Annotated in this window: 13 protein-coding genes; 10 read left to right on the top strand and 3 right to left on the bottom strand. The window is 64.2% G+C overall.

The annotated features are described in order from the left end of the window. Nucleotides 1–3 precede the first annotated feature (3 nt). The gene (locus tag BB28_RS21405) at nucleotides 4–1,506 is read right to left on the bottom strand and encodes a carotenoid oxygenase family protein (protein WP_046254966.1); all 1,503 of its coding nucleotides are present in this window, start codon (nucleotides 1,504–1,506) and stop codon (nucleotides 4–6) included. 97 nt (nucleotides 1,507–1,603) lie between these two features. Here BB28_RS21405 and BB28_RS21400 point away from each other — a divergent pair, with 97 nt between their 5' ends. Then, nucleotides 1,604–2,224, top strand: a complete 621-nt coding sequence (locus tag BB28_RS21400; protein ID WP_046254965.1) for a TetR/AcrR family transcriptional regulator — start codon at nucleotides 1,604–1,606, stop codon at nucleotides 2,222–2,224. Here the strand turns inward: BB28_RS21400 and BB28_RS21395 are convergent. After that, nucleotides 2,221–2,616, bottom strand: coding sequence for a PPOX class F420-dependent oxidoreductase (locus BB28_RS21395; protein ID WP_046254964.1), 396 nt, complete (start codon nucleotides 2,614–2,616; stop codon nucleotides 2,221–2,223). The two genes, BB28_RS21400 and BB28_RS21395, sit on opposite strands and share 4 nt — an antisense overlap. A gap of 123 nt (nucleotides 2,617–2,739) precedes the next feature. On the opposite strand from BB28_RS21395, the gene BB28_RS21390 reads away from it, so the two are divergent. From BB28_RS21390 to BB28_RS21360, 7 genes are all read left to right on the top strand, one after another. Further along, nucleotides 2,740–3,621, top strand: a complete 882-nt coding sequence (locus tag BB28_RS21390; RefSeq protein WP_046254963.1) for an amino acid ABC transporter permease — start codon at nucleotides 2,740–2,742, stop codon at nucleotides 3,619–3,621. Next, entirely contained in the window at nucleotides 3,618–4,379 is a 762-nt protein-coding gene (locus tag BB28_RS21385; RefSeq protein WP_046254962.1) for an amino acid ABC transporter ATP-binding protein, read from the top strand. The genes BB28_RS21390 and BB28_RS21385 overlap by 4 nt, the downstream gene beginning before the upstream one ends. After that, the gene (locus BB28_RS21380) at nucleotides 4,376–5,308 is read left to right on the top strand and encodes an ABC transporter substrate-binding protein (RefSeq protein ID WP_046254961.1); all 933 of its coding nucleotides are present in this window, start codon (nucleotides 4,376–4,378) and stop codon (nucleotides 5,306–5,308) included. The genes BB28_RS21385 and BB28_RS21380 overlap by 4 nt, the downstream gene beginning before the upstream one ends. A 1-nt stretch (nucleotide 5,309) precedes the next feature. Next, nucleotides 5,310–5,798 carry a GNAT family N-acetyltransferase gene (locus BB28_RS21375; RefSeq protein WP_046254960.1) on the top strand — a complete coding sequence of 163 codons (489 nt, stop codon included), beginning with the start codon at nucleotides 5,310–5,312 and terminating at the stop codon, nucleotides 5,796–5,798. Between the two features lie 92 nt (nucleotides 5,799–5,890). Continuing rightward, on the top strand, nucleotides 5,891–6,931 hold the full coding sequence (locus BB28_RS21370; protein ID WP_046256051.1) for an LLM class flavin-dependent oxidoreductase: 1,041 nt from the start codon (nucleotides 5,891–5,893) through the stop codon (nucleotides 6,929–6,931). Further along, nucleotides 6,928–8,040 carry an LLM class flavin-dependent oxidoreductase gene (locus BB28_RS21365; RefSeq protein WP_046254959.1) on the top strand — a complete coding sequence of 371 codons (1,113 nt, stop codon included), beginning with the start codon at nucleotides 6,928–6,930 and terminating at the stop codon, nucleotides 8,038–8,040. Before BB28_RS21370 ends, BB28_RS21365 begins: the two co-directional genes overlap by 4 nt. Continuing rightward, nucleotides 8,025–9,404, top strand: coding sequence for an NtaA/DmoA family FMN-dependent monooxygenase (locus BB28_RS21360; protein ID WP_419894506.1), 1,380 nt, complete (start codon nucleotides 8,025–8,027; stop codon nucleotides 9,402–9,404). The genes BB28_RS21365 and BB28_RS21360 overlap by 16 nt, the downstream gene beginning before the upstream one ends. Nucleotides 9,405–9,426: 22 nt before the next feature. On the opposite strand, the gene BB28_RS21355 is transcribed toward BB28_RS21360, so the two are convergent. Next, nucleotides 9,427–10,158, bottom strand: coding sequence for an MBL fold metallo-hydrolase (locus BB28_RS21355; protein WP_030096255.1), 732 nt, complete (start codon nucleotides 10,156–10,158; stop codon nucleotides 9,427–9,429). 85 nt (nucleotides 10,159–10,243) lie between these two features. Here BB28_RS21355 and fgd point away from each other — a divergent pair, with 85 nt between their 5' ends. Next, nucleotides 10,244–11,257 (top strand): glucose-6-phosphate dehydrogenase (coenzyme-F420), encoded by a 1,014-nt coding sequence (fgd, locus tag BB28_RS21350; protein WP_030096256.1) that lies wholly within the window; start codon nucleotides 10,244–10,246, stop codon nucleotides 11,255–11,257. Nucleotides 11,258–11,285: 28 nt separating this feature from the next. Next, entirely contained in the window at nucleotides 11,286–11,636 is a 351-nt protein-coding gene (locus tag BB28_RS21345; protein WP_030096257.1) for a nitroreductase/quinone reductase family protein, read from the top strand. Nucleotides 11,637–11,642 lie beyond the last annotated feature (6 nt).

Raw genomic sequence — 11,642 nt, 5'->3', positions numbered from 1 at the left:
GTGTTAGGCCACCAGGTTCGGATGCGGTAGCGGTGCAAACGGGTTGGCCACCCGCCGGGTGAAGGTGCCGTGGAACCCTATCGGCAGGTGGTGCGTCAGGTGGGCCACCGCCAGTGGGCCCTGCTCGACATCACGCGCATCGAGAATGACTAGCTGTGAACGGTTTTCGACCAGGTCATGGTTGACCGCGAGCAGCCAGCCATCATCTTGTGCCGAGTCTTTGTCGCGCGGCACAAAGAGGGGTTCGCAGACCGAGGCCTTCCCGAAATCGCAGTGTGTCATGGTGCCGGTGCGATGGTCGAACTTGAAGATGCCGTTGTAGTGGCCCTGGCGCTCCAGCGTGCCTGCGGTATAGGTGATCTGATGATTGCGGGTGGATTGCCGCCAGTCATATTGCGGGAATTCAATTTTCGCGGACTGTGACACCACTTCCTCGGTGATCTTGCCGCTGGGCGAGATGCGGAATCTGACCAGGTGGCTGTCCGGCCATTCGCGGACCACCAGATGGTGGTGAGGATTTGGGTGGTCCTTCGGCCCCATCGCGGCATGCAGTGATCGCCGTAGAAACTCGAGGCTCTCGTATCTGACGAACTCGACCACCGCGTCTGCGCCGTCCTGGAAGGCGTTGGTGACATGGATGTGGGTCTGCGGCGCGTGTTCGATGACGATCGGTTTGGATCCGTCGCGGGGCACCAGGATGAACTTGGTGCTGCCATTGGTCAGCTGGTACTCGAGGCTCTCGTCGAAACGCTTGCCACGCAGCAGCTGACCGATGTTGGGGCGGATCGGGTCGAGCACGAAAACCAGATACTTCTCGGTGAGTGCGAAATCGTGGTTCCAGCCCATGTCCCACAGGGTCACCGAATTGATCTGCGAGAGTTGACCGCTGGGGCTCACCCGATAGCAGCGCAGTCGTGGCGTGGGAAAGACATCCAGGCCGAAGTTGAACATCTCGCCGGTGACAGGGTCCCATTTCGGGTGTGCCGAGAAGGCGCCGACGTACCCGAGCTTGCCCTTGAAGTCGTTGGTGCCCAGCGTCTCCAGGGTGTCGGGGTCCAGTCGATGTGGTGGCCCGCCTTCCCAGAGTGCCAGCATTTCCCCGGCCAGTGACACGATATTGGTGTTCGCGGTGTTCGCCGGCACGTGGAGGTTGGCCAGTAGTTTTCCGGGCACCTGGGTGGTGATCCCGGGTCTGCGCATCGGCCCCTGCAATCCGTCCCGGAATTGTTGGGTGCGCACATACCGGTTGGTGAAGCGGACCGAGGAACCGTCCAGGATGAATCGGGACACCATGCCGTCGGCGTCGAACATCGTCCGCAGGACGGTGGTGCCCACCTCGAACTTGCCGGGACCGATGCGGAACAGCGTGCCGGTCAGCGCTGGCGGCAAGGTGCCGTCGATATCGGTGACCTGGTAGTCGTGTTCGTGCAGCTGGGACTCGAAGGGGCGGGAAATGAGCTCCTCAAAGTCCGTGTCGGGGGCGGAATGCTCGGGTGCAAGTGTCATGAAATCTCCTAGACCGCGTTGTCGGGCAGTTTCTGATGACGGGTGTCCTCAACATTAGCGAGTAGGTTGCCTATGTCAAGACGAAGGGCGTTTCAGCGTGACGAACGGTCAGACTCACCGCACGTACGGTGGTAAGACGCGAGAGCAGCGCCAAGACGAGCGGCGCGTGGCGCTGGTGCGGGCGGGTCGCGAGCTATGGGCCGATGGCGGGCTGCCCGCGGTCACCGTGCGGGGAGTCTGTGCGCGGACGCGGCTGACCGATCGGTACTTCTACGAGCAGTTCTCGGCGATCGGCGATCTGGTTCTGCAGATCGTGGACGACGTGTTCACCGAACTGTTCGCGGCCATGACAGCGGCGGGTCGAGTGGCCGGCGACCAGCCGCATGTACAGCTGACGGCCGGGCTTACGGCCTACCTCGAGCACTCCGTCGGGGACCCGGCGGTGCTGCGCATTCTGACCTCCGACCTCGCGGGATTTCCCGGCCTGGCCGCCAAGCGCCGAAGCCTTCAGAACCGTGTGGCGCGCGGGATACTCCTGACCATCGCACCCGAGGTGTCCCAGCCGGAGCCGGCGCTGCTGGAGGCGGCCGTGTTCGGCGTCGGCGGTGTGACCCTCCTCATGGAGGACTGGCTTGCCGACGAAAATAGGTGCAGTGCAGCAGAACTGGGGGCCAGGGCCACCGATATGTGCATGCGCCTGCTGGGGCCGTTGGCCTAGCCGTGACTTAAGAACTTGGTGGGCCGCAGGTAGAGGATGACGCGGTCTGCCTCATCGCCGGTGCTCTTCCCGGCCCAGGGTGCCTGGTACAGGTGCGCCAACTCCTGGATGAACGACCCCGTTGGGTCATCGTCGATTTGGTCGATGGTGCCCCGCACCTCCAGGTACCGGTAGGGGTTGGTGGGGTCCAGGATCGAGAAGGCGACCCGCGGTTCGGTCTGAACATTGCGGAACTTGGCCCGCTTGTTGGTGTGGGTGAACCGCACCCGCTCGCCGTCCCAGCTGAACCACATCGGACTGGACTGTGCGGAACCATCGCCACCGACCGTGGCCAGGTGGCCGTAGAGCCGTTGTTCCAGGAGATCTTCGAAGCCTGCGGGGATTTCTGGCATGGCTTATTTGAACATTCTGACGGCGCGGATTCTTCCCCGGTCGGACATGACGGATAGCGGCCGTTCGATTCGCCGGGAGCCAAAGACTGTTGTGCACTGGTCGGTGTTCCTAGGTTCGACCGCATGACATCGGCACCCGCTGCGCCGCCGCGCGCTCGGGCATCTGAGGAGTCTGGCGAGCCGGTGCTGCGGGTCCGGCGCCGGCCACGTCCGGGCAACTGGATCCTCTCGGCCGTGGCATTGCTGTTCGTGGCGATGTTCGTGCACGGTCTGGTGCGCAACCCGGGGTGGGACTGGCCGACATTTGCGCGGTACTTCACCGCCAAATCGGTACTGGCGGCGCTATGGCTGACGATCAGGTTGACGATTTACGGCACTGTGCTCGGGTTTGTGCTGGGTGTGGCGCTGGCGGCGGCACGACTGTCCAAGAACCCGGTCTTGCAGGCGATCTCGTGGACGTACGTGTGGATTTTTCGATCCATACCGCTGATCGTGCAGCTGCTGTTCTGGTTCAACATCGCCTACCTGTACGACAGCATCAGTTTCGGGATTCCTTTCGGGCCGAGCCTGATCACCGTCGATACCAACGAGCTGCTGAGCGGGCTGACCGCCGCGGTCATCGGATTGACTCTGCACCAGGGTGCCTACTTCGCTGAGATCATCCGTGGCGGCATCCTGTCCGTCGATGAGGGCCAATTGGAAGCTGCTGCAGCCCTGGGGATTCCCCGGCGCCGCCAGTTCTTCCGGATCGTGCTACCCCAGGCCATGCGGTCGGTCATGCCCAACGCCGCCAATGAGGTGATCAGTCTGGTGAAGGGCACGTCCATTGTGTCCACCATGGCCATCGCCGATCTCTTCTATCAGGTGCAGGTCATCTTCGGGCGTAACGGGCGGGTGGTGCCACTGCTCATGGTGGCCACGGTCTGGTACATCGTGATCACGTCGGTACTGACCGTCGTGCAGTATTACATCGAGCGGCATTACGCCCGGGGCGCACATCGATGAGCACCATCGAGGTGCGCGGTGTGCACAAGTCCTACGGCCAGGTGGTGGCACTGCGCGATGTGAATCTGACTGTGCAACAAGGGGAGGTGACGGTCATTATCGGGCCGTCGGGCTCCGGGAAGTCGACACTGCTGCGCACCCTGAACCACCTGGAGAAGGTGGATGGCGGGACAATCCGCATCGACGGCGAGCTCATTGGGTACCGGCAGCGCGGTTCGGTGCTCTACGAGCTCTCGGAACGAGCCATTCTGCGGCAGCGTTCGCAGGTGGGCTTCGTGTTCCAGAACTTCAACCTGTTCCCGCATTTGACGGTGCTGGAGAATGTGATCGAGGCGCCGCTGGCGGTGCGGCGGGCGCCGCGCGCCGAGCTGGTGGCCGAGGCGACGAGGCTGCTGGAACGGGTCGGCGTCGCCGACAAGGTGGCCGAGTATCCGCGCCGGCTATCCGGTGGTCAACAACAGCGGGTGGCCATCGCGCGCGCTTTGGCGTTGCAACCCAAAGTTATTCTCTTCGACGAGCCCACCTCCGCACTGGATCCGGAGCTGGTTACCGAGGTGCTTGACGTGATCCGCCAGCTCGCCAGTGACGGCGCCACCCTGGTGATCGTGACGCACGAGATCGGCCTTGCCCGGGAGATCGCCGACACCGTGGTCTTCATGGATCGAGGCGCCATCGTCGAGCAGGGGCCGCCCGAACAGCTGCTGGACAACCCGTCACATCCGCGCACCGCGGGCTTCCTGTCCAAGGTGCTGGCGTGAGACGTCTTATCGCGTTGTGCTGTGCCGCGCTGGTTGTCCTCACCGGTTGTGGCGCGGGCGCGGAGCCGGAGGTGTCGTCGGCCTTCAATCTGAGTCCGGACCAAGACCGGGTGCGCGTGGCCACGGTGGATACGATCGCGGCCGAGGTGCCCGAAGCCATCCGCAGGCGCGGCACGCTGATTGTCACCGGGGACGCTAATTCCGCACCACCACTGCGCTTTTACGCCGATGACGACAAGACGATGATCGGGATTGAAACGGATTTCGCCTACCTGGTGGCGGACATTCTGGGATTGCGTGTAGATCTGCGTTCGGCGGATTGGGCGCAGAACTTCGTCAAGGTGGATTCGGGCGAGGTCGACGCGTTCATCTCGAATGTGACGGTGACCGAGGAACGCAAGGACAAGTTCGACTTCGCGACCTACCGTTTGGACAACGTCGCCTTCGAGGTGCGTCGGTCGTTGGACTGGAAGGTCAAGGGAGCCAGGGATATCGCCGGCAAGACCATCGGCGTCGGGTCGGGCACCAACCAGGAGGCACTGCTGGTGCAATGGAACGAACAGAACGTCGCGGCTGGTCTTCCCGCCGCCGATCTGAAGTACTTCCAGCAGACCACCGGCTACTACCTGGCATTGGCATCGGGTCGCATCGACGCGTATGTGGGCCCCAATCCGACAGCGGTGTTTCACTCCCAGGCGACCGGACAGACCAAGCTGGTCGGCACATTCTCCGGGGCGGGGGAGGCGCTGCAGGGGGAGATCGCGGTCCTGATCAAGAAGGACAATGGGCTGGTTCGGGCCGTCGCGGACGCCATCAACCACGCCATAGCCGACGGCACGTATCGTAAGGTGTTGCAGCGCTGGGGATTGGAGAACGAGGCGGTCGCCAAGTCGAAGATCAACCCCCGCGGACTACCCAGGCAAGGATGACATGACGGCGTGTGAGGATCTGCTGCAGTTTGTGACGGTGGAGCAGCAGGATCCGCTGGCCGCCCCGCTGCTGGCCGAGCTGGCGGTGGAGTACAGCACCCGATACGGCGGGACCCTGGATGAGCACCACGAGTTCCTGGTCAACTACCCGGCTGCGCACTTCACGGCTCCCGACGGTGGTCTGCTGATCGGGGTCCAGGGCGGTGCCGCCGTGACCGGTGGCGCCTTTCAGCGATATGACGCCGACACCGCTGAACTCAAACGCATCTGGACGTCCAGCGCCCACCGCCGTCAGGGTCTGGCGGGGCGCACCCTGGCTGCATTGGAACAGGAGATTCGCAGCCGCGGGTATCGGCGCATCTACCTCACCACCGGTCCCCGCCAGCCCGAGGCCAAGGCGCTGTATCTGTCTGCGGGGTACCAGCCGCTTTATGACCAGACGCTGTCCGCGGACGAGGTCGGTATCCATCCGTTCGAGAAGGACCTGTAGGCGGCCCTGGCTGGGCACAGAGAACCGAACGGCTTTTCCTTCAAGGTGAGATAAACGCCTTCGTCACGCGGTTCGTGGACGTTGAACATGCCGTGACGACACTGCTCGGATTGGCTCTGGACGGGTACGGATGGCATCCGAGCGCGGATCAGCACGCCGGCAGCCCCTTGACCGGAAAGTACTGGACCGAGCAGGTCCAGCACGCCGAACACGGGCTGCTGGATTTCGTGACGTTCGAAGACTCATTCGCCCGCACTCCCGGCGGACGCCTGGACGCGATACTGACCGCCGCACGCGTAGCCCCGGTGACCACACGTATCGGGCTCATCCCCGTTGCACCGGCCACCCACAATGAGCCCTTTCACCTCTCCAAGTCGATCGCCACCCTCGACATCGTGTCCGGTGGCCGCGCCGGCTGGCAGGTGACCATCGCCGATACCGAGGATGAGGCCGACGTTTTCGGCCGCACGAAGGTGCTCTCGCTGCATGAACTGCTGGAGGAGGCCGCCGACTCCGTGGAGGTGGTACGGCGGTTGTGGGACAGCTGGGAGGACGATGCCGAGGTCCGAGATCTGGCGACGGGGCGGTTCATCGACAGGGACAAGCTGCATTACACCGACTTCGAGGGCCGTTTCTTCTCGGTGAAGGGTCCGTCCATCACGCCCAGATCCCCGCAGGGGCAGTCGGTGGTCGCGGCACTCGCCCGCAGCCGTCCCGGACAGGCATTCGCCGCGAAGAACGCCGACCTCGTCTTCGTCACCCCGCATGACGCCGCCTCTGCCGCCGAGATACCCGCCCGCCTGCACAATACGGCAGGTCACCGCACCATCAAGGTGCTCGCGGATTTAGTGGTCTCCTTCGGCCGGGAGGACGAGTTCCACTCGGATGCAGCCATATTCACCGGTCAGGCACCGGAGTTGGCCGATCTGATCGCCCAATGGCACGAGTGGGGTATCGACGGTGTGCGCCTGCGACCCGCGATCAACGCGCTCGACATTCCCGTCATAGTTGACGAACTCGTGCCGCTTCTTCAGGCCCACCACGGGTTCCGCACCGAGTATGAAAACGGAACCCTGCGCGCACGGCTCGGCCTGCCTACCGCCACCAACCGCTACGCAAGGAAGTCGGCATGAACGTCCCACTCTCGGTTCTCGACCTGTCCCCGGTCAGCGAAGGATCCGATGCCACGACGGCACTGCGTAATTCGATCGACCTGGCCCAACACGCCGAGCAATGGGGATACCGCCGCTACTGGCTCGCCGAGCACCACTTCGTCGCGGTCGCGAGCACCGTTCCCGCGCTGGTCATCGCGCATATCGCTGCGGCTACCCGTCGGATCCGGGTGGGTGCCGGTGCCGTCCAGGTTGCCTCGACCACGGCCGCCGCGGTGGTGGAGAGTTTCGGGATCCTCGATGCGCTCTATCCGGGGCGTATCGATCTAGGACTCGGGCGCACGGGCCATCGCATCAGAGACCGGCTTGCCGGAAATGAGCAGAAGCCCGAACCTGCCCCGGCCCATGAGGTGGATGGGTTGTTCATTCCGCAGGCGCCGACGGAGTTCGGCATCAAGGACAACCCGAAGCTGCGGGCCACCGTCGCTACCCTGCAGCAGCCGGGCGCACAGATCGCCGATTTCGATCAGCAGGTGTCCGATATCCAGGCGTTTCTTGACGGTACCTATGTCAGTCCGGAAGGTGTTGCGCTGCATATCCGTCCGGGTGAGGGCGCCGATCTGCCGCTGTGGCTGTTCGGTTCCAGCAAGGGTGAATCGGCTCAGGTGGCGGCCCGGCGCGGTCTGCCCTTCGTGGCGAACTACCACGTCACCCCCTGGTCCACCCTGGAGGCCGTTGAGGCGTACCGCGAGGCGTTCCAGCCCTCCCCGGCGTTGGCCGAGCCGTACGTCATCGTCTCGGCGGACGCCGTAGCCGCCGAGGACGAGCAGACCGCGCGTCATCTCACCAGCACCTTTGGCCGTTGGGTGCACTCGATCCGATCGGGGCATGGCGCCATTGCGTATCCCGACCCCGATGCTGCACAACCACTTACCGATGAGGAGCGTCGCCATTCGGAAGATCGGGTCGCCACCCAGTTCGTCGGCGACGCTGGCCAGGTCGCCGAGCGGCTCGACACCCTGGCCAGGGTCACCGGTGCCGACGAACTGGTGATCACCTCCATCACCCACCGGCACGAAGACCGGCGCAGGTCCTATGAACTCATTGCCAAGGAATGGGGGCTGATCTGATGAGCACCCCATCGGATCCGATTCAGGTTCGGGAAGGCAAGGACCGCAAGCCCATTCACCTGGCTGCGCATTTTCCGGGCGTCAACAACACCACGGTGTGGTCCGATCCCGCCTCGGGAAGTCAGATCGACTTTTCCTCTTTTGTGCATCTGGCCCGTACTGCTGAGCGTGGACTGTTCGATTTCTTCTTCCTTGCCGAGGGGCTGCGACTGCGTGAGCACCGTGGCCGAATCCATGACCTCGACGTGGTGGGCCGACCCGATACGTTCACGGTGCTGGCCGCCCTCGGCGCCGTCACCGAACGGCTTGGGTTGGTAGGCACCATCAACACCACCTTCAACGAACCCTTCAATGTGGCAAGGCAATTCGCTTCTCTGGACCATCTCTCGGACGGGCGGGCCGGCTGGAACATGGTCACCTCGTCCGACGCCTTCACCGGTGAGAACTTCCGGCGTGGCGGCTTCCTGGACCACGCCGACCGGTACCACCGGGCCGAGGAGTTCATCTCCGTGGCACGCAAGTTCTGGGACAGCTGGGACGAAGCGGGTGAGCCGCGGCTGGTCAACCATCGGGGCGCGCAGTTCACCGTCCGTGGTGTGCCCACCGCGCCGGCATCTCCGCAGCGGCATCCGGTGCTGCTGCAGGCCGGGGATTCGGCCGACGGGCGCGACTTCGGCGCTAAGCATGCCGACGCGCTGTTCACCATCCACTCCTCGATTCCCGCGGGGCAGAAGTACTACGCCGACGTCAAGGCCCGTGCGGTCGCCCACGGCCGAAACCCGGATCAGCTCAAGGTTTTTCCTGGAGTTACCTACGTCCTGGGTGACACTGAGCAGGAGGCCATCGAGAAGGCCGCCTACATCAGGGACCAGCAGGTGGGCCCGCAGACGGCCCTTGCCTATCTGGAACAGGTCTGGGGCCGCGACCTGTCCGGATACGACCCGGATGGTCCCTTGCCGGATGTCGAGCCCACCGGAGACGACTCGATAACCCGGGGGAAGGCGCGCCACGGCGACCCGCGGGAGATCGCCGCGAAGTACCGGGAGATCGCGGAGGCCAAGAACCTGTCGATCCGCGAGCTGATCAAGGAGGTCACCTCGCGCCAGCAGTTCATCGGTACCCCGGCTCAGGTCGCGGCGGAGGTCGACCGGTACATCCAGGCCGATGCCTGCGATGGATTCATCCTGGTCCCGCACTTGACTCCGGCCGGCCTCGATGACTTTGTGGATACCGTGGTACCGCTGCTGCAGGAACGCGGTGCCTTCCGCAGCGAGTACGAACACGAGACACTGCGCGAACACCTGGGACTCGACCCCATCTCTGGCTCGAGTGTCGACTTTCCGCGCGAAACCGCGAGTGCGTAGCGCGATAAGCCGACATTCGGCGCTAGGTGCGCAGGGCGATCTCGACCGCGTCGCGCAGTGACCCCGTCCACGCCGGGCCATGCCCCGGAGCCAGCACATCGGCGTCCACTTCGGCCAGAGCCTGCGCACTGCGACGTGCCTGTTCCATGTCCTTGGTGAACGGAGTGGGCAGCAGCTGCGGTCCCGAACGGCTCGCGATCGGGTGCCCGGTGATGATGGCGTCTCCGACCACCAGCACGTGACCGGCGACCAGGAACGAGCAGTGACCTCCGGAATGACCGGGGGTCGGGATGGGAACGGGTGCACCCGGTAGATCCGCGAGTTCGGGACCGAGCGGAGCCGCCGTCGGAATGCCGTCACGGACCCCGGCTCCCAGCCGCATCGCGTGGATGACCCACGGCAGCCACCCGGGCCGCCACAGGTTCAGTACCACCTTGAAGGGCTCGGCCTGATCCACGTAGTCGCGCCGCACATTGCCCAGCTCTGCGTTGTGGGCATAAACCGGGACACCGTGTTCGGCGGCCCACCAGATCGCCGTCCCCATGTGGTCGATGTGCCCGTGCGTGAGCACCACGGCGCGCACGTCCTGTGGCTTGTGTCCCAGCGCCGCAATGGATTTCAAGACGTCATCGCGATCGCCCGGGTAGCCGGAGTCGAACAGTGCGACTCCCGAATCATCCGATGCGATCACCCAGTTGACCGCCTCTCCGTTGACCACATGCACGGCGTCGCTGACCTGGGTGATCTCGACCATGAAATAGAGAGTAATGAGTCCTTGGTTAGGGTGGTTGGAGAACTTGCGATGAGCGGTAAGCACCCTTGAGGCGAGGAGCGCGCGGATGGCACGGGAACTGAAGCTGGGATACAAGGCATCGGCGGAGCAGTTCGCGCCGCGTGAGCTCGTCGAGTTGGCGGTCGCCACCGAGTCGCACGGTTTCGACAGTGCGACCGTGAGCGACCATTTCCAGCCGTGGCGATACAACGGCGGTCATGCGCCGTTCTCGCTGGCCTGGATGACGGCCGTCGGCGAGCGCACCCAGCGCCTGCAGCTCGGCACCTCGGTGCTGACCCCCACCTTCCGGTACAACCCGGCCGTCACCGCACAGGCCTTCGCCACCATGGGGTGTCTGTACCCGGGCCGCATCTTCCTAGGTGTCGGCACCGGTGAGGCGCTCAACGAGATCGCCACCGGTTTCATCGGTGAATGGCCGGAGTTCAAGGAGCGCTTCGCGCGGCTGCGCGAGTCGGTCCGGCTCATGCGTGAACTGTGGACCGGTGAGCGCGTTGATTTTGAGGGCGATTACTACCGCACCCAGGGCGCCGCCATCTACGACGTGCCCGAGGGCGGCATCCCGGTCTACATCGCCGCCGGCGGCGCCGTCGTCGCCAAGTACGCGGGACGTGCCGGCGACGGATTCATCTGCACCTCCGGCAAGGGTGAGGAGCTGTACAAGGACAAGCTCATCCCCGCCGTCAAGGAGGGTGCGGCACTGGCCGAGCGCAACTTCGACGACATCGATCGGATGATCGAGATCAAGATCTCCTACGACCCCGATCCGGAGAAGGCGCTGGAGAACACCCGCTTCTGGGCGCCGTTGTCGCTGACTCCCGAGCAAAAGCACAGCATCCACGACCCCATCGAGATGGAGCGTGCCGCCGACGAGCTGCCCATCGAGCAGGTGGCCAAGCGCTGGATCGTCGCCTCCGACCCGGACGAGGCGGTCGCCAAGGTCGCCGATTATGTGGGGTGGGGCCTGAACCACCTGGTGTTCCACGCACCCGGACACGACCAGAAGCGGTTCCTGGAGCTGTTCAAGAACGATCTTGAACCTCGTCTCCGTAAGCTGGGATGAGCGCTTACGCGAAGACCGTTAGGTACAGATGAGTTCCCTAGTTCGTCGCTTTATCGATGCGGTCAACACCGTGCCGGTGATGGCATTGAACGTGCCCGGACTGCGCAGCTTGGCGGGCCGGTACTTCACCGTGGTCACCTACACCGGCCGCCGATCCGGGCAGATCTTCAGCACGCCGGTGAACTACTGGCGCTCGGGAGACGACATCGTGATCTGGGTCGGCATTCCCGAAAGCAAGAAGTGGTGGCGCAACTTCCTCGGGGAGGGCAGGCCGCTGCAGCTCCGGCTCAACGGAGTTGATGTGCCCGGTTACGGAATCGCACGAAAAGACGACAGCGGCCGTGTGACGGTCACTGTTCGTCTTGGCGAGAGCTCCTAGAGCGAA

The sequence above is a fragment of the Mycobacteroides chelonae CCUG 47445 genome, from assembly GCF_001632805.1.
GTDB classification, from domain to species: Bacteria; Actinomycetota; Actinomycetes; order Mycobacteriales; family Mycobacteriaceae; genus Mycobacterium; species Mycobacterium chelonae.
The sequence above is the reverse complement of the archived record's forward strand: the minus strand, read 5'-3'. Positions and strand labels throughout refer to the sequence as shown.

Bases quoted from the DNA above. Each gene is read 5' to 3' on its own strand.
- BB28_RS21405 (WP_046254966.1), bottom strand. From the start codon at position 1,506: ATGACACTTGCACCCGAGCATTCCGCCCCCGACACGGACTTTGAGGAG.
- BB28_RS21395 (WP_046254964.1), bottom strand. From the start codon at position 2,616: ATGCCAGAAATCCCCGCAGGCTTCGAAGATCTCCTGGAACAACGGCTC.
- BB28_RS21390 (WP_046254963.1), top strand. From the start codon at position 2,740: ATGACATCGGCACCCGCTGCGCCGCCGCGCGCTCGGGCATCTGAGGAG.
- BB28_RS21385 (WP_046254962.1), top strand. From the start codon at position 3,618: ATGAGCACCATCGAGGTGCGCGGTGTGCACAAGTCCTACGGCCAGGTG.
- BB28_RS21375 (WP_046254960.1), top strand. From the start codon at position 5,310: ATGACGGCGTGTGAGGATCTGCTGCAGTTTGTGACGGTGGAGCAGCAG.
- BB28_RS21365 (WP_046254959.1), top strand. From the start codon at position 6,928: ATGAACGTCCCACTCTCGGTTCTCGACCTGTCCCCGGTCAGCGAAGGA.
- BB28_RS21360 (WP_419894506.1), top strand. From the start codon at position 8,025: ATGGGGGCTGATCTGATGAGCACCCCATCGGATCCGATTCAGGTTCGG.
- BB28_RS21355 (WP_030096255.1), bottom strand. From the start codon at position 10,158: ATGGTCGAGATCACCCAGGTCAGCGACGCCGTGCATGTGGTCAACGGA.
- fgd (WP_030096256.1), top strand. From the start codon at position 10,244: ATGGCACGGGAACTGAAGCTGGGATACAAGGCATCGGCGGAGCAGTTC.
- BB28_RS21345 (WP_030096257.1), top strand. From the start codon at position 11,286: ATGAGTTCCCTAGTTCGTCGCTTTATCGATGCGGTCAACACCGTGCCG.